The sequence below is a fragment of the Pelagibacterium lentulum genome (assembly GCF_003992625.1).
Classification (GTDB): Bacteria; Pseudomonadota; Alphaproteobacteria; order Rhizobiales; family Devosiaceae; genus Pelagibacterium; species Pelagibacterium lentulum.
On sequence record NZ_RZMW01000041.1, the window covers coordinates 237,461 to 261,612 of the forward strand.

General features: G+C 56.9%; 21 protein-coding genes. 6 read left to right on the forward strand and 15 right to left on the reverse strand.

What is annotated here, in order from left to right; genetic code table 11:
• The first annotated feature begins 1 nt into the window (after position 1).
• Genes EO133_RS14790 through EO133_RS14800 form a run of 3 tightly spaced genes read left to right on the forward strand, consistent with a single transcriptional unit; the run spans position 2 to position 2,766 of the window.
• Positions 2-874: a heme/hemin ABC transporter substrate-binding protein gene (locus EO133_RS14790; protein ID WP_127073411.1), complete on the forward strand. Its 873-nt coding sequence runs from the start codon at positions 2-4 to the stop codon at positions 872-874.
• Entirely contained in the window at positions 871-1,962 is a 1,092-nt protein-coding gene (locus EO133_RS14795) for a FecCD family ABC transporter permease (protein WP_127073412.1), read from the forward strand. The genes EO133_RS14790 and EO133_RS14795 overlap by 4 nt, the downstream gene beginning before the upstream one ends.
• 6 nt (positions 1,963-1,968) lie before the next feature.
• Entirely contained in the window at positions 1,969-2,766 is a 798-nt protein-coding gene (locus tag EO133_RS14800) for a heme ABC transporter ATP-binding protein (RefSeq protein WP_127073413.1), read from the forward strand.
• Positions 2,767-2,771: 5 nt separating this feature from the next.
• Here EO133_RS14800 and phnN read toward each other — a convergent pair whose 3' ends face one another.
• From phnN to phnD, 7 genes are all read right to left on the reverse strand, one after another.
• On the reverse strand, positions 2,772-3,356 hold the full coding sequence (gene phnN, locus EO133_RS14805; RefSeq protein WP_127073414.1) for a phosphonate metabolism protein/1,5-bisphosphokinase (PRPP-forming) PhnN: 585 nt from the start codon (positions 3,354-3,356) through the stop codon (positions 2,772-2,774).
• Positions 3,356-4,495, reverse strand: coding sequence for an alpha-D-ribose 1-methylphosphonate 5-triphosphate diphosphatase (locus EO133_RS14810; RefSeq protein WP_127073415.1), 1,140 nt, complete (start codon positions 4,493-4,495; stop codon positions 3,356-3,358). The genes phnN and EO133_RS14810 overlap by 1 nt, the downstream gene beginning before the upstream one ends.
• A 2-nt stretch (positions 4,496-4,497) precedes the next feature.
• Positions 4,498-5,205, reverse strand: a complete 708-nt coding sequence (locus EO133_RS14815; RefSeq protein WP_127073416.1) for a DUF1045 domain-containing protein — start codon at positions 5,203-5,205, stop codon at positions 4,498-4,500.
• Between the two features lie 107 nt (positions 5,206-5,312).
• Positions 5,313-6,164 carry a phosphonate ABC transporter, permease protein PhnE gene (gene phnE / locus EO133_RS14820; protein ID WP_127073417.1) on the reverse strand — a complete coding sequence of 284 codons (852 nt, stop codon included), beginning with the start codon at positions 6,162-6,164 and terminating at the stop codon, positions 5,313-5,315.
• Entirely contained in the window at positions 6,161-7,093 is a 933-nt protein-coding gene (gene phnE / locus EO133_RS14825) for a phosphonate ABC transporter, permease protein PhnE (RefSeq protein WP_206513526.1), read from the reverse strand. Before phnE (EO133_RS14825) ends, phnE (EO133_RS14820) begins: the two co-directional genes overlap by 4 nt.
• Positions 7,090-7,932 (reverse strand): phosphonate ABC transporter ATP-binding protein, encoded by an 843-nt coding sequence (phnC, locus tag EO133_RS14830; RefSeq protein WP_127073418.1) that lies wholly within the window; start codon positions 7,930-7,932, stop codon positions 7,090-7,092. The genes phnE (EO133_RS14825) and phnC overlap by 4 nt, the downstream gene beginning before the upstream one ends.
• Before the next feature lie 92 nt (positions 7,933-8,024).
• The gene (gene phnD / locus EO133_RS14835) at positions 8,025-8,954 is read right to left on the reverse strand and encodes a phosphonate ABC transporter substrate-binding protein (RefSeq protein ID WP_127073419.1); all 930 of its coding nucleotides are present in this window, start codon (positions 8,952-8,954) and stop codon (positions 8,025-8,027) included.
• A gap of 272 nt (positions 8,955-9,226) precedes the next feature.
• On the opposite strand from phnD, the gene EO133_RS14840 reads away from it, so the two are divergent.
• From EO133_RS14840 to EO133_RS14850, 3 genes are read left to right on the forward strand one after another with little or no spacing between them, the layout of a single operon-like run.
• On the forward strand, positions 9,227-10,018 hold the full coding sequence (locus EO133_RS14840) for an ImuA family protein (RefSeq protein ID WP_127073420.1): 792 nt from the start codon (positions 9,227-9,229) through the stop codon (positions 10,016-10,018).
• The gene (locus EO133_RS14845) at positions 9,909-11,471 is read left to right on the forward strand and encodes a Y-family DNA polymerase (RefSeq protein ID WP_127073421.1); all 1,563 of its coding nucleotides are present in this window, start codon (positions 9,909-9,911) and stop codon (positions 11,469-11,471) included. Before EO133_RS14840 ends, EO133_RS14845 begins: the two co-directional genes overlap by 110 nt.
• A complete protein-coding gene (locus EO133_RS14850; protein WP_127073422.1) occupies positions 11,468-14,818 on the forward strand; it encodes an error-prone DNA polymerase in 3,351 nt (1,116 codons plus the stop codon). Before EO133_RS14845 ends, EO133_RS14850 begins: the two co-directional genes overlap by 4 nt.
• A gap of 219 nt (positions 14,819-15,037) precedes the next feature.
• Here EO133_RS14850 and EO133_RS14855 read toward each other — a convergent pair whose 3' ends face one another.
• The 8 genes from EO133_RS14855 to EO133_RS14890 form a co-directional block, all read right to left on the reverse strand.
• Entirely contained in the window at positions 15,038-15,682 is a 645-nt protein-coding gene (locus EO133_RS14855; RefSeq protein ID WP_164735033.1) for a GNAT family N-acetyltransferase, read from the reverse strand.
• Positions 15,683-16,136: 454 nt separating this feature from the next.
• Complete coding sequence (locus tag EO133_RS14860; protein WP_127073424.1) at positions 16,137-16,862, reverse strand: SDR family oxidoreductase; 726 nt, start codon at positions 16,860-16,862, stop codon at positions 16,137-16,139.
• Positions 16,859-18,484 (reverse strand): FGGY-family carbohydrate kinase, encoded by a 1,626-nt coding sequence (locus EO133_RS14865; RefSeq protein WP_127073425.1) that lies wholly within the window; start codon positions 18,482-18,484, stop codon positions 16,859-16,861. The genes EO133_RS14860 and EO133_RS14865 overlap by 4 nt, the downstream gene beginning before the upstream one ends.
• 2 nt (positions 18,485-18,486) lie before the next feature.
• Positions 18,487-19,572, reverse strand: coding sequence for a zinc-binding dehydrogenase (locus EO133_RS14870; protein WP_127073426.1), 1,086 nt, complete (start codon positions 19,570-19,572; stop codon positions 18,487-18,489).
• 21 nt (positions 19,573-19,593) lie between these two features.
• The gene (locus EO133_RS14875; protein ID WP_127073657.1) at positions 19,594-20,520 is read right to left on the reverse strand and encodes an ABC transporter permease; all 927 of its coding nucleotides are present in this window, start codon (positions 20,518-20,520) and stop codon (positions 19,594-19,596) included.
• Positions 20,521-20,566: 46 nt separating this feature from the next.
• The gene (locus EO133_RS14880; RefSeq protein ID WP_127073427.1) at positions 20,567-22,081 is read right to left on the reverse strand and encodes a sugar ABC transporter ATP-binding protein; all 1,515 of its coding nucleotides are present in this window, start codon (positions 22,079-22,081) and stop codon (positions 20,567-20,569) included.
• A 77-nt stretch (positions 22,082-22,158) separates the two neighbouring features.
• Positions 22,159-23,064, reverse strand: a complete 906-nt coding sequence (locus EO133_RS14885) for an ABC transporter substrate-binding protein (protein WP_244640589.1) — start codon at positions 23,062-23,064, stop codon at positions 22,159-22,161.
• A gap of 132 nt (positions 23,065-23,196) precedes the next feature.
• The gene (locus tag EO133_RS14890; protein ID WP_127073429.1) at positions 23,197-24,078 is read right to left on the reverse strand and encodes a helix-turn-helix domain-containing protein; all 882 of its coding nucleotides are present in this window, start codon (positions 24,076-24,078) and stop codon (positions 23,197-23,199) included.
• Positions 24,079-24,152: the final 74 nt, after the last annotated feature.

Genomic DNA, 24,152 nt, shown 5'->3' on the forward strand with positions numbered 1-24,152 from the left:
TATGCGCTCAATTCCATTTTCGCTGTTGGCTGCAATTTCCCTCGCCTTGCCTATCGGCGCACAGGAAGTGACCCCGTTTGCCGATCCGTCGCGGTTGATTTCGATCGGCGGCTCGATCACTGAGATCATTTATGAGCTTGGGAAAGACGATCTCCTGGTCGCGCGCGATTCAACGGCGACCTATCCGGACCAAGCCCTTCAACTGCCTGATGTCGGCTATATGCGGGCACTGGCCCCTGAAGGTGTGCTCTCGGTCGAACCGTCGGCCATTATCGCGCTGGAAGGCTCTGGTCCGATCGATGCAATCGAGGTGCTTGAAAACGCGAGCGTGCCCATCGTCTTTGTCCCGGAAATTTTCACTCAGGACGGTGTAATTACCAAAGTTCGTACCGTTGGTGAGGCGTTGAATGCTGAAAACGAGGCCGAAGCGCTGATCGGTCGTATCCAGGCCGATTTCGATGCGGTTCAAGATCGCATTTCAAAGATCGAGCAGCCCAAATCCGTGCTTTTTGTTCTGTCGATGGTCGGCGGGCGCGTCAATGCTGCAGGGACAGGAACGGCGGCGGACGGCATTATCGCGCTTGCCGGTGCCCGCAATGCGATAACCGAATATGAAGGCTATCGGCAGTTGAGCGAGGAAGCCATCATCACCGCAAATCCCGATCTGGTACTGGTTATGGATCGAGGCGGAGACCACGCTGCAAGCGAAGATGAATTGCTCTCGCATCCGGCTATTGCCTTGACCAATGCCGGGCAGACCGGAAGCGTGATCCGCATGGATGGTTCCTATCTGCTTGGCTTTGGGCCGCGTGCCGCGGCGGCAGCGCTCGATCTGGCTGATGCGATTTACGGTGCGCCGGAGCCTGCGCAATGACGATTTTTGCCATGCGGCAGGCAATGGTATCGGCTCCTGCAGGTGACAGGAGCAGTGTTGCCCGCCTCGTGCTTTTCGGACTTGTCGCGCTTTTGATAGTCGCGATGGGCCTGAGCCTATTTACTGGCGCCTCCAATGTTTCCGCCATCGACGCAATGCGTATCTGGTTGGGGCTTGTTGCGCCAGACGATGCCTCTGCCGTTCGCGCCATGATTATTATCAACGACATTCGCCTCCCGCGCATGGTGCTGGGCGTACTCGTTGGAGCAGGCCTCGCCGTTTCAGGCGTCGTTATGCAGGGCATGTTCCGCAACCCCCTGGCCGATCCAGGACTTGTGGGCGTATCGGCGGGAGCAGGGCTCGGAGCTGTATTGTTCATTGTTCTCGGTGGCACAGCGCTGGCCCCCCTGGTCGCCATTATGGGCATATATTCGATTCCTCTTGCCGCTTTTGGCGGTGGAGCCCTGACCACGATCATTCTTTACCGCGTTTCGACCTCGCGGGGGCAAACTGCCATCGCCACGATGCTGTTGGCGGGCATTGCAATCGGTGCGCTTTCGGGCGCCGTAACCGGGATGCTTGTCTATATTGCCAATGATGCGCAATTGCGCGACCTCACATTCTGGGGACTGGGTTCGCTTGCCGGGGCAAACTGGACCAAAATTTTGGCCGCGGGGCCGTTGATGGTTGCCGGTATTGTTGTTTCGATGATGCTGTGGCGCGGGCTCAACGCCCTGACGCTGGGCGAAGCCTCGGCCCATCACATGGGCATTGATGTGCAGCGATTAAAAAATACTGCGATCGGGGCTGTCGCAGCCTGTGTGGGGGCGGCGGTTGCCGTCAGTGGCGGCATCGGGTTTGTCGGCATCGTGGTGCCGCATCTTTTGCGCATCCTGATCGGGCCGGATCACAAATATCTCCTGCCGGCGTCCGCTATTCTGGGTGCTGCTTTTCTTTTGTTTGCAGATGCAGTGAGCAGGATCATCGTCGCGCCTGCCGAGTTACCGATCGGCATCGTAACGGCCAGCGTCGGGGGTCCGTTTTTTCTCTATATCCTTCTGCGGCGCCGCCATCACCTCGCCTGGTAAATCGACATGTACCAAGCCCAAAACATCACATATGCCATCGCTGGCCGTCCCATTTTGCGCAAAGTCGATTTTACGGCCCGGCCCGGTGAAGTAACCGTTATTGTCGGCCCGAATGGATCGGGCAAGACAACGCTTCTCAAGGCACTGACCGGAGAGATAAATGCTGGTGGCGATGTCAGCATAAACGGCATCTCGACCAAGGCCCTCAAGCCCTATCAGGCGGCCGCCTTGCGCGCTGTCCTACCGCAATCGAGTGTGCTGACTTTTCCTTTTTCGGTCCATGAAGTGGTCAGGCTGGGCTTGTCGGGAGGCGTTGCTGGCGTAAGCGCGACAGATGCCGAGCGCTTGCCCGAACGCGCGCTTGCGCGTGTGGACATGTCCGGCTTTGGCGGGCGCTATTACAGCGAGCTTTCGGGCGGCGAGCAGCAGCGCGTACAATTGGCGCGCGTATTGTGTCAGGTATGGGAGCCCGTTTTGGACGGGCAGCCGCGCTATCTTCTGCTCGACGAGCCCATATCGAGCCTCGATGTCCGTCATCAATTGCACATCATGGATATCGCGCGCGATTATGCCAATGCTGGAGGCGGGGTGATTGCGATCCTTCACGACCTTAACCTTGCTGCCATGTATGCCGATTCAATTGGGGTGATGAGCCGAGGGGGAATGGTGGCCCAGGGCGGTTGCCAGGACGTGCTTTCCAATACGCTGATAGAGTCCGTTTTCGGATGCCCGATGCAGCTTGGAGTCGTCCCGCCGGGCAATGCGCCATTCGTCCTGCCGCAATCTGCCCGCCGATATGCCTGATCGACTTAAACCCGCGCCTGCAAGCGCAGCTGGGCTTTATGTGCTCCGACAGAAGCGATGACCCCGCACAATTGCTCGCCAGCAAGCTCAAGCGGGCCATTGTTTTCGATCACAATGTCGACCCCTTGCGGTGGAGAAAAATCCATGCGCGCAAGCCGGTGTTCGATTTCCTGGCGGGTTTCGCGTCCGCGCGCTTCGAGCCGCTGCCTGAGCACCTGTGCGTCGACCGAGACCGCAACGGCAAAGCATAAGCCATAACGCTGACGCGCTTCGGCAATCATCGTACGCGAGAGATTTGCAACAACCGTCGTTCCCGAGCGCACCTGCTCTATTGTCGCGATTGGAATGCCGTAACGAAGGCCATGCGCGTGCCAACTCAGCGCAAAGCGATTGCTGTGATCTGCGTCGAGAAAGTCGTCTTCAGTGACCGGTATATGATCTTCGGTTGCATCTTCGCCGGGGCGCGTGATGAACCGGCGCACAAAAGTCACCGTTTCACTCTCAACAAAGCGGCGCTTGGCGAAATTGAGGATCGAATCCTTACCCGCTCCGCTCGGTCCCACAACCGCAATGAACGCGCCGGATGCCATCAGGCAACCCGGAGACCCTGGCGCCAGACCGAGCGAACCTGCGGAACATCATCAAACTTGCGGATCCGTATGAGATCGGCTCGGAAACCCGGCGCTATCCGGCCGCGATCGGCAAGCCCGACCGCATCTGCAGGGTTCGATGTCACCTTGGCAACCGCATCGGGAAGTCTGATCTCGTGCACGCCCTCACTGAGCGCAAAGACCGACTGCAGCATTGAAAATGGAACATAGTCGGAGGAAATCACATCGAGAATGCCAAGCGCTGCAAGCTCGGATGCTGCAATATTGCCCGAATGCGATCCGCCGCGGACAATGTTGGGGCCGCCCATGAGCACCTTCATCCCTGCATCATGGGACGCACGCGCCGCATCGATCGTGGTCGGAAACTCGGCAACTCTGACGCCCTGCTCGATCGCCTCGGCCACGTGATCGATTGTTGCATCGTCATGGCTGGCAAGCGCGATGCCATTGGCATTGCAATAGTCGGAGATCAGCTTGCGATGACGGGCCGAATTCTGTTGCGAATTGGCGATCCGGCCCGCACAGAACTTCTCGAACTCTGCATCGGTCAAGCCGCGCTTTGTCTTGTAGTAAAGGGTATATTGTTCCATCGACTGGAACTGGCGCTGGCCAGGCGCGTGATCCATCAGCGAAGCCAGCTTCACTCGGCCGTCTCCCTCAAACTCGGCAAAGCTGTCCATGACGTCGGACGCCGAGACTTCGCAGCGCAAATGTATGAAATGCTCGGCGCGCAGGCGCCCCTGGTCCTCGGCGGCATGGATCGCATCGGCGAGAAAGCGCATCTCACCAACCTTAAAGCCATCGTCCTCGTCACTGCCCATGCGCAGGCAGTCAAAAACGGTCGTAATCCCCGAAGTCGCGATCTGCGCGTCATGAGCATGGATGGCCGACATGACAGGCCAGCGGACACCTGGCCGCGGCGAGTAATGGTTTTCAAGGTGATCGGTATGAAGCTCGATCAGGCCCGGCAGGATCAAATCGCCTTCCATGTCCTCGCCAACCTGAGAGGCGCCTGTATCGATACCGGCTATCGCCCCGTCACGGATGACGATGCTCCCTTCGATTACATCGTCGGACAAAACGATGCGGGCATTTCTGAGAACGGTTTCTGTCGTCATTTTCAAGCGGTCTTTCTTTCGGCAGCCGATCCCAAGGGGAAGAGGGAATGAACATGAAATGGCGCGCCGGGTTCGGGTTCGACAAACAGAGCCAGGCCATCAATCGCGAACGGGCGAGCCAGCAGCGGCCCGAACAGCGCCTCAAGTTCGACAGCGATCTTATCGCGTTCCTGAAGCGGCACCCTGTTTGAAAGAGTCATGTGGAAACGAAAAGATTCGAACACATAAGGGTAGCCCCAATCGTGCAGGTTCTGCAATTCGGCCGGACTTAAGTGGTCCGGACTGCGCCGGGCAATATCGGCCTCGGTCAAAGGCGAGCGAAACTTTTCAAAACCGGAAACGACCTGCCCTGCAAACTGGTCGAGCGCTTCGTTCGTTTCGCTAGGTATGATTGCGAAAAAACCGCCCAGATTGCCGACAACCATTTGAGGCACCTCAAACGGTTCACTTGCCGATGCAAATGCTTCCAGCGCCGCAACAAGCGAGGCCTCGGTTTCTTTTGCGGAAAGGCGGAAGGGCGCCTTGAGCGTGGCGTGAAAGCCGTAGCGACCCGGCGAACTGGTTATCCCGGCAACCTCCGCGGCTGACAGCTTGCCATGTGCTTTGTGTGCGATAGCCTCGCGTGAAAAAGCGTCGCGCCCCAACCATTGTGATGCGGTCCGGGTCAGCGCATCGGATGGACCGGGTGTGAAATAGATTGCATAGCGCATGGTATTGTTGTCCGGAACGATGTGCGGTGCCTCCTGGGAGCTGCCGCTCTAGTTGATTTATGTGACGATAGCTTGACCGCTACTCTGCTTCGATCAGGCTTTTGTGGCTAATGGGCCTGCTCACCGATATAGCGTTCGCGGATTTTCTTGGAAATCCAGTCGATGGCATAAACGCAGACCAGCACATTGAGCACAACGAAAGTCACCTGGTCAAAATAATTGGCCCGGAACCGCTCGATAATGATCATGCCCACGCCGCCAGCACCGACAAGCCCCAGAATGGTGGCGCTGCGGGTGCTCGATTCAAAGAAATAAAGCGATTGCGAAATAAAGACTGGCAGCACTTGTGGCAGATAGCCGTAACGCATGACCTTGATCGGCCCTGCCCCCGTTGCGCGAACGCCTTCGACCTGCTTTCGGTCGATATTCTCCAGTGCTTCGGAATAGAGCTTTGAGAGCGTGCCCATGTCCGAGATGAAGATTGCCAATACGCCAGCCAGCGGGCCGAGCCCGACAGCGCGGACAAAAACAAGCCCCCACACAAGCTGATCGACGCCACGGAACACATCGAGGATGCGGCGCACGATCTGGCGCACGAAGGGTATGGGCATTGTGGTACGTGCCGCGAGGAACCCGATGAAAAGGGCTGCTATAGAACCCAAAAGCGTGCCCAGGAAAGCCATGGCCAGGGTCTGGGCGATTGCTGTATAGATCGAACCGAATTGCCAGGTCTCAATGTCGCGCCATACAAACATCGCCGATATCAGCCGCCAGGCGCGGTCAGACGCACTGGCAAATCGACCGATATCGAAATACCAGAGCGATCCAATGAGATAGGCAATGATCACCGCCCAGATCAGTGCAAAAACAATGCGCTTGCCTTTGACGTTAAAGACTTGCGGATGCTGCGCGCGTGCCCAAACTATGTCGTTCTGGCTCAGCGTGGAGGCCGGTGTCATTTCAGGTTTTCCTTGCCGATGAAATAAAAGCGCAACTGCTCGGACAAAAGATCGATCAGCGTGACCGTGAGAACGATGAGGATAAGGACCGCGACCACGCGGTCATCGGAGTAAAGCGAAATGACGCGATTAAGCTCCGATCCGATGCCGCCAGCGCCGACAAAGCCGACAATCGAGGAGGCGCGCACATTGATTTCAAAACGCAGCAATGTGTAAGAGGTAAAGTTCGGCAGCACTTGCGGCACGACACCGTATCGCATCTGCTCGAACCAGTTTCCGCCAACTGACTTGATGCCTTCAACGGGGCGCAACGATGCGTTTTCGTTTACCTCTGCAAAGAGTTTGCCCAGGGCGCCAGCAGTATGAATGGCAATCGCGATAACCCCTGCAATGGGCCCGATGCCAACCGCAAAGACAAGAATAAGAGCATACAAAATTTCTGGGACCCCGCGACATAGCTCCATGAAACGTCGCGAGATCCAGAAAATTGCACTGTTTGGCGCAAGATTTTTGGCAGCCGGAAAGCACAGCAAAAATGCCGCCGCGGCACCCAGCATGGTTGCCGTTAGCGCCATGAAAATCGTCTCGATGATCAAGCGCAGATAAAGTTCGAGATCGGCAAACCAGAATGCCAAAGATCCTGGTGTCGCGCGCCCGGCTTCATTGCGGCCCTCGAATAGAACCTGCCATTCGAGATGCGGCATGATGGTGCCGAAATACTCAAATATGCGCGGTATGCCCGCCGCGAGACGGTCGGGATAAAAGCGCGAGACGTGTATTGAAATAGCAAGCGTAACGATAAACAAGGCGCCAAAAAGCAGATTCATCGCCAGCTTTTCGCGGCGCATCTGTTTGCGATGCGCTTCAAACTGATCAGTGGGGTTGGGTTGTTGCGGCGCGCCAGCACCCGCAATATCGGTATAGCTCACCGGGCCAACCCCATTGCATATTCAGGTTGCGCCGCAGCCATTGCCGCTGCCGGTATCGGAAAGTCGAGCGTTGTAGAGGTCAAGCCCTCCGAGAAGGCTTCCGCGCTTTCAGCACCATAGATTTCTCGTGCCTTGGCTTCGGTGAGTGCCTCAGGTGCGCCGTCGAACACCAGGTTGCCGTCGGCCAGCCCGATGATGCGGTCGCAATAGGCGCGGGCTGTATCGAGCGTATGCAAATTGCAGATGACGGTGATGCCATCGTCCTGGTTGATGGTACGCAGCGCGTCCATGACGATCTTGGCATTAAGAGGATCAAGCGAGGCGATGGGTTCGTCCGCCAGAAGGAAGCGTGGCTCCTGCACCAGTGCACGCGCGATGGCAACGCGCTGCATCTGTCCGCCAGACAGTGTATCGGCCTGCTGGAGTGCCGTGTGTGCCATGCCAAGCCGATCGAGCGCGCGAATGGCGCGGGCGCGATCCTCATCGGTAAACAATTGCAGCATGGAGGCGAGGAAATTGTGATGGTAAAGGCGCCCTGTCATCACATTGGTTATGACATCGAGACGGCCAACCAGATTGAACTGCTGGAACACCATGGCGCAGGTCGCGCGCCAGGCCAGCAGATCGCGCCCCTTGAGCGCGGTAATGTCGCGGCCATCGATGATGATGGAACCGCCGGTTGGTTCAGCGAGCCTGTTGAGCATGCGCAAAAGAGTGGATTTGCCCGCACCAGAGCGCCCGATAATTCCCACCATCTGACCCTCGGGAATGTCGAGGCTTATGGCGTTTACGGCGTTGCGATTCTTGAAGGATTTGGTGAGGCGGTCGAGCTTGAGCATGGTGCACCCTGCTTATGCGGACGGGACATGAACGAGCGGGCCACACTTGCGTGCGGCCCGTCCGGGTGGGGCATCACACCCCAATCATTGAATTAACGCGAACCTTCGAGTTCGGCGCGACGCATGGCCACGATGTTCTCATAGAACTCATGACCGACACGCTTGAAGCCCTGTCCGTCGCCCTGCGAGATTTCGATGTAACATTCGCGATCGGTTTCAGGCAGGTTTTCCATCCAGTCGGCCACGATGTCCTTGACCTCCTGGGGCACGGCCTGACGGATAACCCACGGACCGTTTGGAATGAGGTTCGACTTCCAGATGATGTTGAGGTCGGCCATATCGAGCAGCCCCTTCTGGACCATCGATGTCAGATTGCCGCGCGAGTAGCCCTTTGCAGGATCGCCTACACCCGAGCTCCATGTGACGCCGGCATCGTACTGACCGTTGAGTACGGCGACCGTTGCCTGCTCGTGACCGCCGCCAAAGCCGGTGGAGGAAAAGTAGCTTTCGATGTCGATACCGGCCATTTCCAGCTCTGCCTTGGGGATCAGGTAGCCAGATGCAGAGTTGGGATCGGCAAAAGCCAGCGAGTGCCCTTCCATGTCTTCGAGGCTTTCAATTCCGCTGTCGGAACGCGCATACATCAGCGCGAAGTATCCGTCAGAACCGTCCGCTTCGAGCGAGGTGAATACAGGCTCAACCGCATTTGCGTCCTGAAGATAGATGCCGGCATAGGCCGAAGCGCCCAGCACGCCAAAATCAAGCTGACCGGCGAGCATGCCCTGCATTACACCGGCATAGTCCGAAGCAGGATACAGCTCGACCGGGATGCCGAGGACTTCTTCAAGTTGCTCAACCATGCACTCGTTCTTGCGCAGGCGGTCGGCTTCGTTCTCGCCGCCCAGAAGGCCGACGCGAAAAGCGGGAAGTTCAGATTGCCAGTCCTGAGCCAGAATGCTGGTCGAGGAGAGGCTCAGGGCAAGGGCGGCCAACAGGGTGCCACGGGTAAAGGTCGCAAGCATGATTGCTCCAAAGCGATGGTTGGAATTCAATGTGGAATGTCCCGGAGACTGTTCCCCAGTTTGTCCGGTGCATGGCCTATCGCGAGTGTGCGACACGCTCTTGAACCTTGCGCGACACTCGTGTGACAGATCCCGGACTGTTGATAACCGTCTGGCAGGTGGCCCATATCATGTTCGAAAATACCCTTGCCTGCGGTTCTCTCTTCGCGCGCACTGATTGACTCTCGACAGATTCTGAGTCCTTAATAAAGAACAAAACAGGAACATATGAAATGAGCAGAGCACAGGATGCGCTGCGTCACTTGCGGGCTCTGGTGCATTCAACAACACCGGAACAGCCCCATGGCGCTTTTACGCTGGGCGTGCCCGAACTTGATACCGCTCTTGGAAACGGATTGGATCGTGGTGCGCTGCATGAGATTTTTGCCCCGTCATGGCAGGACAAGGTTTCTGCCGCCGGATTTTCAGCCGCGCTTGCGCTGCGTGCCGGCAGAATGGCAATGCCGTTTTTGTGGGTCTGCCTTGCCAAGGAAAGCTCCAAGTACGGCACTCTTTACGGGCAAGGATTGGCAGGGTTCGGAATTGATCCGCAACAGGTTCTGCAAGTGGTGGCGCCAGATGAAACCGATGCGCTGCGCACCGCGTTTGAGGGCGTCAATTGCTGCGGCCTGGGCGCGGTGATCCTGGACCTGCCGGGCCGCTCGCACATTCTCGATCATACGGCCCTAAGACGCCTTTCACTGGCTGCGCAAGAGCATGGCATTACCGCTCTTGTCTTGCGGACCGGAAATAGGCATGCGCCCAGCCCTGCACGCACCCGATGGGCCGTCGCATCCGCGCCTTCACAAAATTTTGGCCTTAACTTTCCCGGAATTCCGGCCTTTTCCGCAACCCTGCTCAAGCATCGCCTGGGCCAAACCGGACAAACCTGGCATCTGCAATGGGATCATGAAAATGTCTGCTTCCATCAAAAGACGCTATCTCGCTCTCTGGCTCCCCTATCTTTCGACCGAACGGATCGAAAGAAAAGAGACGTCCAAACCCTTACAGCCGAAGCAGGATAGCGGCCCACTTGTGCTCGTGGCCAGAAAAGACAGCAGCCTGCGCATCGCGGCAGCGAGCGCGCAAGCCTATCTTTTGGGCTTGAAACCGGGGCTCACCTTTGCCGATGCCAAATCGCAGGTTCCCAACATGCGGGTTCTTCCCCACGATCCGCAGGCCGACGCGCTTTTGCTGATCAAGATTGCCAACTGGTGTAACCGCTATACCCCTATTGTATGCTCTCAGGATCCCGACGGATTGATCCTTGAAATATCGGGCAGCGCTCATCTTTTCGGCGGGGAAGCCTTGCTTGAAAAGGATCTTGCCGAGACCCTCAAGAGCCAGGGCTTCATGGCAAAAACGGCCATAGCCGGAACCGCACAGGCGGCCCGCGCCTTCTGTCGCTTTGGAACGGGCGGTATTCTGATGCCTCCCAAAAGCCGGCAAGACCTTCTGGCCCTACCCATCGATGCCCTTGAGGCCGATCAAAAAACGACGCTCGCTCTCAGGCGCGCCGGTCTTTTGTCCTTGAACGACCTTGCATCCCGGCCGCGCAAACCGCTCGCTGCGCGCTTTTCAAGCGCTCTGACCCATAAACTCGCGCAGGTGCTCGAAGAGATTGACGAGCCGATCATCGCGCATCGCCCCGTTCCCGGTTTCCATGCCTATATGAAATTTTCCGACCCGATCGGGCTCATGGAGGATATAGAGCAAGCTCTGGCAAGTCTATGCGTGGCACTTTGCAAGAAACTTGGCGAAAAAGCCCAGGGCGGGCGGCATTTCGAGCTGGTTTTTTTTCGTGCCGATGGCGCCTTGCGCCGTCTCGATATTTTGTCAGGTCAGGCTCTGCGCGATCCCGATGTGTTGCTGCGTCTTATAAAATTACGCCTCGACGCCCTGACCGATCCGCTCGATCCAGGGTTTGGTTTTGACATTATCCAGCTCGCAGTTGTCCAGTCCGATACCGCTCCATCGGTGCAAAACCGGCTTGACAGCAATCAGGTTCCGCAAACGGAATTGAACGGTCTGATTGACCGGCTGTCAGCGCGGCTGGGCGCCAAGGCCATACAAAAATTCATCCCTTTGAACAGCCATCTACCTGAACGGGCCTCTTACGCCATACCGGCCCTGTCGAAAAAACCCGGCTCGGGAACATGGGAGCTTCCGCCTTCCACTGCCACGATTACCCGGCCGCTCTTTTTAATGCCCCAGCCTGAAGAAGTGGCCGTTATTGCTGAAGTTCCAGATGGACCGCCAAAGCGTTTCCGATGGCGCGGTAGTTTTTATGACATTGCCTTAGCCGAGGGACCCGAACGGATAGCCCCCGAATGGTGGCGGGAAACACGCGACAGGCTAACACGGGACTATTTCCGCGTTGAGGACAATAAGGGCCTGCGATTCTGGCTTTTCCGGTACGGTCTTTATGATCGTGAGAAAGGCCCTGTACGCTGGTTCATACATGGATTGTTTCCATGATCGCCTATTCCGAACCTGTTGCTGCCACCAATTTCTCTTTTCTGCGCGGCGCGTCCCATCCGCAAGATATGGTTTTGAGTGCGCTTTTGCTCGGCTATCGCGGGATAGGCATTGCCGATCGCAATTCCGTGGCCGGCGTGGTGCGCGCTTATGCCCTTCTTGAGGACTTGCGCGAGGGCATATTGCCGATGGAGAAGCTGCGCGAGGGGTCCGGTCCGGGCGAATATATCCTTATCGACCGCCACAGGGATCTGCTCGCCCCCTTCACACAAAAGCAACTGCAGGAAAGAGCCAGGGCCTTCAAGCTTATCGTTGGCGCAAGACTGGTCTTTGGCGGCAACATGCCCGATATCGTTGCCTATCCTAAAGACCGTGATGGCTGGGGACAATTGTGCCGCCTTTTGACCAAGGGCAACCTTAAGCACAATCAGAAGGGCCTGTGCGATCTGGAGTTTGGCGACCTTCTGTTTTCCTGTTCAGGCCTTGCGCTGGTTGTCATGCCTTCCCGGAAAACCGGCATATTAAGGACCATTCTACCCCAACTCAAAAAAGCCACGCGCGATGCCACGTGGCTGGCCGCCACCATGGGATACACCGGCAGCGATTTGCGCCAGCTCCATGAACTTGGCGCACTTGCCGCTGATGCCAATGTGCCCCTGATTGCAAGCAATGACCCGCTTTATCACGATGCCGGGCAGCGCGATTTGCAGGATATTTTGACCTGCATCCGGGAAGGGATCACCATCGATAATGCCGGGAAACGCCTTGAGGCCAATGCCGAGCGTCATTTGAAATCACCCGAAGAAATGGCCCGGCTTTTCTCTCTCGCGCCACAAGTCATAGCGGAAACCCAGAACCTTTTTTCGCAGATCGACTTTTCTCTGAAGCAACTGCGTTATCAATATCCCGAAGAGCCGATTCCGCCTGGCTGGACACCACAACAATGGCTGGAAGAATTGACATGGCGCCATGCGGGCATGCGCTATCGCGATGGCATACCGGAAAAAGTGGCAACGCTTTTACGCGATGAACTCAAGCTGATCGCGGATTTCGATTATGCCTGCTATTTTCTCACCATAAACGACATCGTACGAGTAGCCCGCGACAAGGGCATTTTGTGCCAGGGGCGTGGCTCGGCTGCAAATTCTGCCGTTTGTTACGTTCTGGGCATTACGGCAGTCGACCCCAACGAACATGAATTACTGTTTGCGCGCTTTTTATCAAAGGAGCGCAAGGAGCCGCCCGATATCGATGTCGATTTCGAGCATGAACGGCGCGAAGAGATCATCCAGCACATCTATCAGACCTATGGCCGGCACAGAGCCGGCATTGCCGCCACGGTCATCAGCTACCGTCCCAAAAGCGCTATCCGTGAAGTGGGTAAGGCACTGGGATTGAGCGAAGATATTACGGCCCGCATCGCCTCGACCGTATGGGGAAGCTGGAGCCGGGAAAAGCCAATTAAAGACCACATAAAGCAAGCCGGTCTTGACCCGGATAATCCGCACATCATGCGCGCCATGGGCTTTGCCTCCCGGCTGCTGGGTTTCCCCCGGCACCTGTCCCAGCATGTCGGCGGCTTCGTTCTAACCCAGGACCGGCTCGACAGCTATGTTCCTATTGCCCCTGCGGCAATGGATGATCGTACCTTTATCGAATGGGACAAGGACGATATCGACCGGCTGGGCATGATGAAGGTCGATGTGCTTGCTCTGGGCATGCTCACCTGTATCCGCAAGGCTTTTGAATTGCTGCACACCCATTATGGCAAGGACTACGAACTTGCTGATATCGAGCATGATCCCGCAGTTTATGAAATGCTCGAAAAGGGCGATTCCATCGGCGTCTTTCAGGTCGAAAGCCGGGCGCAAATCAATATGCTGCCCCGGCTGAAACCGAAAGTCTTCTACGACCTTGTCATCCAAGTCGCCATTGTCAGGCCCGGCCCCATTCAGGGCAACATGGTCCACCCCTATTTGCGCCGCCGTAGCGATGAAGAGGACGTAGATTATCCATCGCCCGCACCACCACATGACCCCCATGAGTTGCGCAATGTGCTTGAGCGGACTTTGGGTGTTCCCCTGTTTCAGGAACAGGCAATGAAAATCGCCATGGTGGCGGCCGAATTCACCGATGTCGAAGCCAATCAGTTGCGCAAGGCGATGGCGACCTTCCGGCGCAATGGCACGATCGGCCGGTTTGAAACCATGATGGTGGAGCGCATGGTAGGTCGCGGCTACACGCGCGATTTTGCGAAACGCTGTTTCGACCAGATCAAAGGCTTTGGCGATTATGGTTTTCCGGAAAGCCACGCGGCCAGCTTTGCCAAGCTGGTCTATGTTTCAGCCTGGATCAAATGCCACTATCCCGATGTTTTTGCCTGCGCCCTGCTCAATGCCCAGCCCATGGGGTTTTATGCCCCGGCTCAGATCGTGCGCGATGCGCGCGAGCACGGGGTCGAAGTCCGTCCTGTCGATATCAACCATAGCTTCAAGGAGAATACGCTTGAACCCCATCAAGGCCGCTACAGGGCTTTGCGTATCGGCTTTCGTCAGATCGATGGTTTTAAGTCCGAATGGGCGGAGCGTCTTACCGCCTTACGGAACGAAGGTTACAAAAGCATCGAGGACTTCTGGCAGCGCACGGGGCGGCCCCATAGAGCAATCACACTTTTGGCAGATGCCGACGCTTTCGGCTCGCTGGGCTTAGATCGACGGGCAGCGGGATGGGCGGCCCAAAGGTTGCCCGCAGATACGCCTTTGCCGCTTTTTGCTGCCGCCCGCTCTCAGGAATTGGCACAGGAAGCGGAAATAGACCTGCCGCAAATGGCGCTTTCAGAACATGTCATTGCCGACTATCAAACCATCCGGCTTTCGCTAAAGGCCCATCCCATGACCTTTATTCGCAATGAGCTGGACCTTAAGGGCATTACCAGTTGTGCCGGACTTGCGGCCAAACCCGATGGGGCATGGGTCAAAGTTGCAGGTCTTGTGCTCGTGCGGCAGAGACCGGGCAACGGCAATGCCATTTTCATGACGCTTGAAGATGAAACCGGAATTGCCAATGGGCTTTTATGGGCCAGCCGTTTCGAGCGTTATCGGCGGCCACTCATGGCCTCACGACTGGCCATAATTGAAGGCAAGGTGCAGAAAAGCAAGGAAGAGGTCATTCACGTCATCATGAATGCGGTCCACGATCACTCCGAACTGCTCGATCAATTTGCCTTAGCACAAAAAATAGTGCCTGAACTGAGCAAGGCCGATGAAGTTAAACGTCCGATCATGAGCCGCAATAATGGTCATCCTCGCAATGCACGCATTGTACCCAAATCCCGCGATTTTCACTGATGAGTGCTCGCGCTTGCACGCAACGGCAATCGCTCGAACGTGTCCACCAAAACAAGGCCTTAGAGCCAGGGACTATCTTTGGTCATGAAGGATTGTCCGGGGGCGGAGGAAGAATCTGGCACTACAATAGCCAGAATACGTGCCCGATCACCACATGAAGCATAGGCGCTCCGGGTCCAATCACGGCGCAATTTCCAAACGTCCTGCGCCATATCCTGACTACTCGCCCCGATAGCCAATGACACGCTTGACCAGCGAGCGCATCGTCATATCCATACGCAAGAGCGGCAGGCGCTCAAGGTGATAGTCCTCATAGTCGTAAGAAACTGCACCAAAGCGCCTTTTGAAATGGGTCAGGGGTTTGGACGTGCCGGATTCGCCCATCTGATAGTAATTGCAGCCTTTTTCACAGGCATCGCGGATTGCCAGTACATGTAGATATTCGTTCGCATGAGAGGGGCCGGCGATATCCCGGTCCATGGCACCACGCATGTAATGAGCATTTTTGTCTTTGATGACAATAATTCCCGCTGCCGGTTTTGATCCGGCACAAGCCAGCCATATCCCGCACCGATCACCGAGCATTTGCGCCATACCCTTGAACTTGTCCAGCGGATCGATATGCCTGAGTCGCCACTGCGCAAGCCATTGTAGCTCACCAGCTTGCTGGGCCCACCGCAATATCGATGCTTCATAGAGCATGTAGAATTTTTCAACGAGGTCGGGCCCATTGCCGTGGTGGAGGGTCAATCCAGCCTTCTCGGCGCGATTGAAGTAATTTCGGGTGCGACTGGTAATTCTTTCGCGCCAGACGACATCAAATCCTCCAGATAAATCCAGAACCTCTGCTTGGCGCTTGCGCACGAACGCATTGGCCGGAGTGGCGTCTTTCCAAACCTTGCCCTGCAGGGGATTGGGCCAGATGCCAACCTGAAGCGCGCCGATATTTGCAAGATCTTCAAAGATCGCGCGGATAAGGACCGGCGAAAGCGGTGCTGTTGAGACGACCCCACCAATCCCGGTGAGCAGGACTTATACATTCGACCAATTGTACCGACATGCCCCCCTGACAGTCACAGGTCAAGACCCTATGCGAAATGCCAAACTCCTGAAAGCGGGCACTTGCAAGGCCTGGCCGCCAATACCCGGCCTATAGTTTTCGCAAGACGTCGCATGGATGCATGCCATTGCCTCGGTGCCGTTCAGGATTTTATTGAATCAAATCCCTGGCGCTAAATCCTTGTTTTGTCGCGTGTCCGAACCGCAAAACCGTTTCCTCACCCTGATCAGGGTCAGGGGTCTGCTTCTGCTCGACACGCTAGCGCGCCCGGAAGCCACCATCAATGACAATAGACTCGCCAGTAATCGCACCCGCTTCATCGCTCAAGAGAAAGGCTACGGTATTGGCAACTTCCTCAGGCTCAACAAAGCGGCCAAGCGGGATGCGGGAGAGCACTGGCCCGGATTTTTCCGGATCGCTCCAGGCTTTCTGGGCCATCGGTGTGAGCGTGACAATTGGGTTGACAGTATTGACCCTGATCCCATGCGGTCCAAGTTCATTGGCCATGACCCGGCTCATGGCATCGAGTGCGCCCTTGGACGCGCAATAGGCGGTGTGCTCAGAAAAGCCGACAAAAGATGAGATGCTTGAGACATTTACGATGGCTCCGCCGGTTCCGCGTGCGATGCACGAGCGCGCGTAATGCTGCGCAACGATCATTGGCGCCCGAGCATTGACTGCCATGATGTTATCGTAGGTTTCGACTTTCAGGTCGACAAATGCATCAAGTGCGGTCGTTCCAGCGCAATTGACCAATAGATCGACGGGCATGGCATTCTTGGCTGCAAAATTGGCGGCTTCCACATTCGCAAGATCGACTTGAACAGGGGTGATTTCAATTTCTTTTGCAAGCGTTTCAAGGTCTTGGTCCGAGCGCGTCATCGCCACGACATGCGCGCCACGGCGTGCGAGCGCGACCGCGATTGCCCGGCCAATGCCTTTCCCAGCGCCGGTTACGAGCACCGATTTTCCCGAAAACGTCATGAAAGGTTCCCTATGTTTCTAATTTTCTGGCCGGTTTTCTGCAGATGCTCAAATACTTCAAAACGCCGTTTATGGCTTTCGGCCACCACGCCTTGTGCCGGGTGATAGATTTCACCCTGACGCGACATTGCCCCCATGGCATCGTGGACAGATCGATGAGTACCTGCCGCTACGGCACCCAGTATGGCGCTGCCGAGCAAGACAGGCTCTTGGCAATCTGAAGCTGCTACAGAAATGCCGGTTGTGTCGGCAAGGATTTGCCGCACGAGGCCGGATTGGCCTGCGCCCCCGCTTATCGCAATCGTATCGACGATGACACCTTGCTCTGCCAGTGCCGTCAGAATCTGACGCGCGCCATAACCGATTGCGCAAAGGCCGGCGAGGTAAAAGTCGATAAAGGCCTGCTTGTCGCTGCGCATATCGAGCCCAGCGATGATCGCTTTGGCGTGCGGGTCGGCAAGCGGTGACCGGTTTCCGAGAAATTCAGGAACGATGTGCAGGTCTTTAACGTGCTCGACGATCGCTTGCGGCGCCGCGCCAGCCGCTGCGACTTGAGTGCCCAGCCATGCAGCAACAGATAGTCCGGCAGTCTTGGCGCGTTCCTGCGCTGCCGGGAAATAGGGGTGATGGGTCAGAAGATGATCGATGGCTGCTCCGGCAGCCGACTGGCCGCCCTCGCACAGCCAGAGGCCCGGCACCATCGCCGAATAATATGGCCCCCAGACGCCGGGGACGAAAGCGGGGTCTTTTGTTGAGGCCATGGCACAGGCCGATGTGCCGAAAATATAGGCCATGCGCGAGGTCAGGTCCCCTTGCGGGCCGCTGGCGCCAACAGTGCCGACGCCCCCGGCATGAGCATCGATCAGACCTGCCGCAACCGGCGTTCCAGATAGCAGGCCCAATTGATCGGCCGCTTCTCTTGTAAGGCCCTGACCCAGCGCCGTGCCGGGCGTCAGCACAGTTGTTCCGATGCGCGAAAAGCCTTCGTCAGCCAAGTCTTCAAGACCGATGGCCCGAAAGTAATCGGCACTCCAGCGGTTCTCATAGCTGAGATAAGTCCATTTGCAGGTGACTGTGCATACCGAACGCGCAAGATCGCCGGTGGCGCGCCAGGTGAGAAAATCGGTGAGATCGAGAAACTGCCATGCCTGCTCATAGGTTGCGGGCAGGTTCTCCTTGAGCCAGAGCAGTTTAGGGGTTTCCATTTCCGGGGAAATGGCGCCGCCTACATAGCGCAGAACCTCGTTGCCGGTCGCGTTGATGCGTTCGGCCTGATCGATCGCCCGGTGATCCATCCAGACGATGATGTTGCGGTCGGTCTGATCCCCGCTCGTGACCGAGAGCGGTGCGCCGTTCTCGCCCAGCACAACCAGCGAACAGGTGGCATCAAAACCGATGCCACCAATTTGTTCAGGCGCGATCCGGGCCAGTGCAAGAGACTGCCGTACCGCACTGCAAACCGCTTGCCAGATTTCCTCACTCGATTGCTCGGCAATATACTCGCCCTGTCTGAAAAGCGAGATATCCGTCTTGGCATGAGCAAGAAGGATGCCCTGGGCATCGAAAATGCCGGCCCTCGCGCTCCCCGTACCAACGTCTATGCCCAGATAACAGGCGGTCATAGCTACTCCGCGGCGCGTTGGAAATTGGGACGCAAGAGAACCTTCACGGCCTCGGGGCGCTCTGAAACTTTCAGCGCCTCATCCCAATCGTTGAGATCAAAATGGTCGGTAACGATACCCTGGGAGGTGACCAGTTTACGGGCCAGCAAATCGATTGCAACCGGATAGGTGTACGGGCCAAGATGGGCCCCGCGCAGATCGAGTTCCTTGCGGTCGCCGATGATCGACCAGTCCGCACTCGTTTCCTTGCCGAAAACCGAAAATTCGACAAACCGGCCCAGTTTGCGGATCATCTCAAGACCCTGAGTCACGCCTACGGGAACCCCGGTGGCTTCGATATAGACATCGCAGCCATAACCCTCGGTCAATGCCTTGACCTCGGCGACCGCATCGGTTGCTGTTGGATCGATCACCACATCGGCACCGAAGGTTTTTGCAAGCGCCAGCCTTTCATGGGCGGGGTCGATGACAATCAGTTTTTTGGGAGTCTTGAGATGCGCGACCTGAGTCATCATCAGGCCCAAAGGGCCGGCACCGGCAATTACGACCACATCGTCGAGCTGGATGTCACCGCGATTGACGGTATGAATGGCACAGGCAAGGGGCTCGATGATCGCCGCGTCTTCCAACGGCATATCGGCCGGGATCTTGTGAACCCTGGCGTTTGACGGAATGCGCATGAATTCGGCCATGCCGCCATCGGCTACCTCGCGCTGAAAGCCGAAAATATCGTGCTTTTCACACATCCAGTATTTGCCCGATTGGCAATAGCGGCATTTGCCACAAGGCACGATCTGTTCGGCGATAACGGTGTCGCCTTTGGCAACGCCGAAATGCTCGGCAGCGCCTTCGCCAATGTCCTCGACATAGCCGAAAAACTCGTGACCGGCCACGACCGGCGCTTTGACCCAAGGCTGGGACCAGAACATGCCCGCACCCGACCAGCATTTACGGTCCGAGGCACAGATACCGCACGCCGCGATTGCGATCACGAGCTCATTGGGTCCGGCTACCGGCCTGGCGATGGTTTGAACGCGGTAGTCCTGGGGACCGTGGCAAACCACGGCCGTCATTTGCTTTTCTGACATAGATAGCTCCGTACGATATATTTATGCGCGCCGTTCGCGGCCGATATAGATGGCAAGCAGAATGATGCCGCCCTTGATGACGTTCTGGACGTATGGGTCGACCCCCATCAGGTTCAGTCCGTTATTGAGGATACCGAGCAAAGTCGCCCCGATCAGGGTGCCGATGATCGAACCGCGTCCACCGGCAATAGCTGTGCCGCCAAGCACCACAGCGGCAATGGCATCAAGCTCGAACCCCATGCCGGCATTGGGCTGGCCGCTCATGAGCCGGCCTGTGAGGACCACTGCAGCAAGGGCAGTCGTCAGCCCGGAAATGCCATAGACGGCAAGTTTGATCCGGCTGACGCGCACACCGGAAAGCCGGGTGGCCTGTTCGTTGCCACCGATCGCATAGACGTGCCGACCAAAGCTCGTGCGCTCAAGGACAACCCAGGCCACAAAATAGATCAGCAGCATCATTATGACCGGCACGGGGATATCGAAAAGCCTGCCGTTGCCGAACCAGGAGACCCAGGAGGGCAAGCCAGAAATGGGGTATCCGCCCGAGTACATTAGCCCAAGGCCTCGCGCGATGCCCATGGTGGCGAGCGTAACGATGATTGGCGGCATACGCCCATAAGAGACCATGACACCGTTGAAAAGCCCAAAGCCCAGACCGACACCAAGGCCCGCGAGCAGCGCAATGGAAGGATCGAGCCCATTGACCATGAGCCCGGCAGCAATGGTGCCGGACAGGGCCATGACGGCACCCACGGAAAGATCGATGCCCCCGGTCAGGATCACGAACGTCATGCCAACGGCGATGATGCCGATGATGGACACCTGCCGCATGACATTCATCATATTGTTGAACTGGAAGAAATTCTCAGAAGCAAAGCTCATCAGAATGCAGACCACGACCAACCCCACCAACGGAAGGAAGATGTTGGAGCGTTGGACGCGCTGCATCACGGCTGCCAAAGGGCCGCGTGCCGCGTCGCGTTGAGAGGCTTGTTTATCCAGCGAGTGCATGGGACTCTCCTGCGGTAGCATGTTTCATGACATTTTCAGGTGTGATGGCATCGCCTTCGAGTTCACGTACGATGCGCCCGCCCTTGAACACGCAGACGCGATCGCACATGCCAATGATCTCGGGCAGTTCCGATGAGATCATGATGATGGCATAGCCTTTCTCGGTCAGTTCGCGCATCAGATGATAGATTTCGGCCTTCGCGCCTACATCGATGCCGCGCGTGGGCTCGTCAAAAATCAGGATATTGGCGTGATGATTGATCCACCGGCCGATAACCACTTTCTGCTGATTGCCCCCGGAAAGGGTTTCCACCGGCGTATCGGGACCTTGCGCCTTGACTGAAACGCGCCCCATGACATCGAGCGTGGACTGGGTTTCGCGCGGGCCATCGATCAACACTCCGGCCTGGCGATACTTGCCGTAATTGTTAAGCGAAATATTGTGCTTGACCGAGAATGCGGTGACCAGCCCCTCGGTCTTTCGGCTTTCGGGCAGAAGGCCGACGCCGCAGGCAAGTGCATCTGCCGGCTCCCGAAAGTTGCGGTCTATGCCGTTGACCGTGACCTTGCGCGATGCGCATTTATGCGCTCCGAGCATGGCCAGCGCGGTTTCGGTACGACCCGATCCGACCAGTCCGGCAAAGCCAAGGATTTCACCCTTGTGCAGCCTGAACCCGCCGGGCGCATGGTCCCTTGCGAGACGGAAATCCTCCAGTTCCAGAACGACTTCGCTTTTGGGCGGCTTTTCCGGCTTGGGCGGGAAGTTGGCTTCGATTCTCCTGCCCACCATCATTTCCACCAATTGGTCTATATCGGTTTCGACCACGGCGCGGGTGCCAACGAAATGACCATCGCGCAAAACCGAAATCCGGTCGCAGATCTCGAAAATCTCATCGAGATGATGGGAGATAAAGACCATGGCAACGCCTTGCTCGCGCAACTGACGCATGACCTCGAAAAGATGCTCGACCTCGTTGGGGGTCAGGGTGGCAGTCGGCTCATCGAGGACCAGTATCCTGGCTTCGAGCGAGAGCGCCTTGGCGATTTCGATGAATTGCTGCTGGGCGACGCTAAGGTGACCGATGGGCACTTCCAGATCCATCTGCACACCGAGCCTGTCCAAAAGCGCGATGGCACGCGCGCTCATTGCCCGTTTGTCCAGCAAGCCGAACTTGTTGCGCAATTCGCGACCCAGAAAGATGTTCTCAACCGCGTTGAGATAGGGGACAAGGCTGAACTCCTGGAATACGATGCCGACGCCCGCGGCCACGGCATCGTCATAATGCCGAAAGGCCCGTTCCTGACCGGCGATCGTTATGGTGCCGGTATCGGGGCTGTGAATTCCGCAAAGGATTTTCATCAGCGTGGACTTGCCAGCGCCGTTTTCGCCCAGCAGAGCGTGGACTTCGCCTGCGCGCACATCAAGGTCGACGCCATGCAAAACCTTGACGCCAATAAAGCTCTTCTCGATGTCTTTAATCGTTAAGATCGGGTCCATCGGATTTCCCTTTCATGAACGGGGTGGGATGCCCGGATTGAGGGTCCGGACATCCCGCTGGTACGTCAAGAGGAGGCTTACCAGCTGAAATCAGCTGCGTTTTCCACGTCAACGACCATCACATCGATCGGCACTTCGGCCGGTACGACATTGGCCCCCCAGTGCTTGGCAAGCGCCATGGCAAGCCCGATGCGGATCTGGTCACGCGGAAATTGCGCCGTAGTTTCGATAAAGGCCGAACCGCGCTGGATTGCCTCTACCGCTTCGGGTGCGCCATCGACCGAGGTCAGCAGAATATCGCGTCCACTGCCTTCGATGGCGGCCAGAACACCCATCGCGCCGCCGTCGTTGACCGAGAAGATGCCGCCCAGATTGGGATGGGCCTGGATCATGTTCTCTGCGACACCCAGGGCGATGGAGCGATCCTGACGACCGTTCTGCATGTCGACGATTTCAATGCCGTCAAATTCGGCGAGGGCATCTCGGCACCCCTCAACGCGCTGAAGGATCGGCACGACCGGAATACCGTCAAGAATGGCGACTTCGCCTTCGCCGCCCAGGGCATTGGCGAGATATTGGCAGGAGAGATAGCCGGCATCGTAGTTCTTGGAACCAACGAAGCTGTCGACCGGCCCATTGGCGTTGGCATCAACCGCGACAACGATAACACCCGCATCGTGAGCCGCTTGTACCGCGCCCTCAATGCCGGCGCTGTCGGTGGGATTGACGATGAGGATATCGATGCCCTGCTGAAGCATGTCTTCAACGTCGGCGATTTGCTTGGCAACGTCATGGCCAGCATCGGTGACAACAACACTGGCGCCCAACGCGCTCGCTGCCTCGTTCAACGCTTCCTGCATCGAAACGAAATAGGGGTTATTCATCTCCTGGAACGTCATACCGATGCGAAGGCTGTCCTGCGCCGTTGCAACAGTGGTTGCAATCGAAAGCGCAATGGCACTGACGGCTGCGGTCCTGATCATTGTTCTAACCATGTTTCTCCCTTTCATCTCATGGTCTGGTGGTAGAAATTTGGGCGAGCGAACCCGCCCACTGCCACGCATATGCGCGGCAATGCTGATAGACTGACTGGGAAAACCCCTCCCTTTCAGTGGTTAGGCGGCATCCTCGAATTTGATGTTCTGCTCCAGAAGCGTGCGGAACCGCGAAGGCGGCATACCTTTCTGGGCGAGGAACTGCCGGTTGAAATTGGATACGTTATTGAATCCGCATTCAAAACAGATTTCGGTTATGGACAGAGCACTGTCGGACAGAAGCTGACAGGCCAGATTGATCCTGAGCCGGTTCACATATTGCACGAGAGTCATGCCGGTATGGCGCTTGAAGGCTCGCGAGAAGGCGCTGGGGCTCTGGCCTGCGATCCTGGCCAAATCGGGTTCGGAGAACTGTCCGGTCAGATTTTCCCGGATAAAGGCCAAAACCTTGTTGGTGCCTGCGGACATAAAACCGGAAGGATCCGGCATATAGCTTGCGCTGGACAGGAACTTGGTGCCTTCAGCCCTGCTTAAACTCCGCATAATGGAGATAAATAGTTCGATGCGGCGCGCGCCCTGAGCGTCGAGAAGCTCAGCCATGAAGGGACCGATTTCGCTTGCCAGTTCAGGATCGAACAGAAGGCCGCGGGCGCTTTCCTTGAGCAAGGGGCGCAATTCACAAAGCTCTGGAAATACCTTGGCCGCGCCATCGATAAACTCTTCGGAAAACTGGATAATGCGGCCCCGCAATGGTACCGGTTGCCCCTCAGGCACGTCGGATACCCAATTGTGGGGCAGGTTGGGCCCGGTCATCACGAGATTGCCCGGCTCGAACTCACCGATGAAATCACCGACAAAATAGCGACCGCTCGTATGGACGATCAGGTGGATTTCGTATTCGGGATGAAAATGCCAACGCACAGTGCGGAACGGATAGCCATGCGACCAGGCCGCAAAAGACTCGCCTTTTCTGATCTGTACGACTTCAAGGTCGGGTTCCATTATCTCCTCCGGAAACGCTTTGGCGTTTGCGCGGCGGTCTTTTCGACCGCTCATTAATGACACCATACCGTTAT

Bases quoted from the DNA above. Each gene is read 5' to 3' on its own strand.
- EO133_RS14790 (WP_127073411.1), top strand. From the start codon at position 2: ATGCGCTCAATTCCATTTTCGCTGTTGGCTGCAATTTCCCTCGCCTTG.
- EO133_RS14795 (WP_127073412.1), top strand. From the start codon at position 871: ATGACGATTTTTGCCATGCGGCAGGCAATGGTATCGGCTCCTGCAGGT.
- EO133_RS14800 (WP_127073413.1), top strand. From the start codon at position 1,969: ATGTACCAAGCCCAAAACATCACATATGCCATCGCTGGCCGTCCCATT.
- phnN (WP_127073414.1), bottom strand. From the start codon at position 3,356: ATGGCATCCGGCGCGTTCATTGCGGTTGTGGGACCGAGCGGAGCGGGT.
- EO133_RS14810 (WP_127073415.1), bottom strand. From the start codon at position 4,495: ATGACGACAGAAACCGTTCTCAGAAATGCCCGCATCGTTTTGTCCGAC.
- EO133_RS14815 (WP_127073416.1), bottom strand. From the start codon at position 5,205: ATGCGCTATGCAATCTATTTCACACCCGGTCCATCCGATGCGCTGACC.
- phnE (WP_127073417.1), bottom strand. From the start codon at position 6,164: ATGACACCGGCCTCCACGCTGAGCCAGAACGACATAGTTTGGGCACGC.
- phnC (WP_127073418.1), bottom strand. From the start codon at position 7,932: ATGCTCAAGCTCGACCGCCTCACCAAATCCTTCAAGAATCGCAACGCC.
- phnD (WP_127073419.1), bottom strand. From the start codon at position 8,954: ATGCTTGCGACCTTTACCCGTGGCACCCTGTTGGCCGCCCTTGCCCTG.
- EO133_RS14840 (WP_127073420.1), top strand. From the start codon at position 9,227: ATGAGCAGAGCACAGGATGCGCTGCGTCACTTGCGGGCTCTGGTGCAT.
- EO133_RS14845 (WP_127073421.1), top strand. From the start codon at position 9,909: ATGTCTGCTTCCATCAAAAGACGCTATCTCGCTCTCTGGCTCCCCTAT.
- EO133_RS14850 (WP_127073422.1), top strand. From the start codon at position 11,468: ATGATCGCCTATTCCGAACCTGTTGCTGCCACCAATTTCTCTTTTCTG.
- EO133_RS14860 (WP_127073424.1), bottom strand. From the start codon at position 16,862: ATGACGTTTTCGGGAAAATCGGTGCTCGTAACCGGCGCTGGGAAAGGC.
- EO133_RS14865 (WP_127073425.1), bottom strand. From the start codon at position 18,484: ATGACCGCCTGTTATCTGGGCATAGACGTTGGTACGGGGAGCGCGAGG.
- EO133_RS14870 (WP_127073426.1), bottom strand. From the start codon at position 19,572: ATGTCAGAAAAGCAAATGACGGCCGTGGTTTGCCACGGTCCCCAGGAC.
- EO133_RS14875 (WP_127073657.1), bottom strand. From the start codon at position 20,520: ATGCAGCGCGTCCAACGCTCCAACATCTTCCTTCCGTTGGTGGGGTTG.
- EO133_RS14880 (WP_127073427.1), bottom strand. From the start codon at position 22,081: ATGGACCCGATCTTAACGATTAAAGACATCGAGAAGAGCTTTATTGGC.
- EO133_RS14885 (WP_244640589.1), bottom strand. From the start codon at position 23,064: ATGATCAGGACCGCAGCCGTCAGTGCCATTGCGCTTTCGATTGCAACC.
- EO133_RS14890 (WP_127073429.1), bottom strand. From the start codon at position 24,078: ATGGAACCCGACCTTGAAGTCGTACAGATCAGAAAAGGCGAGTCTTTT.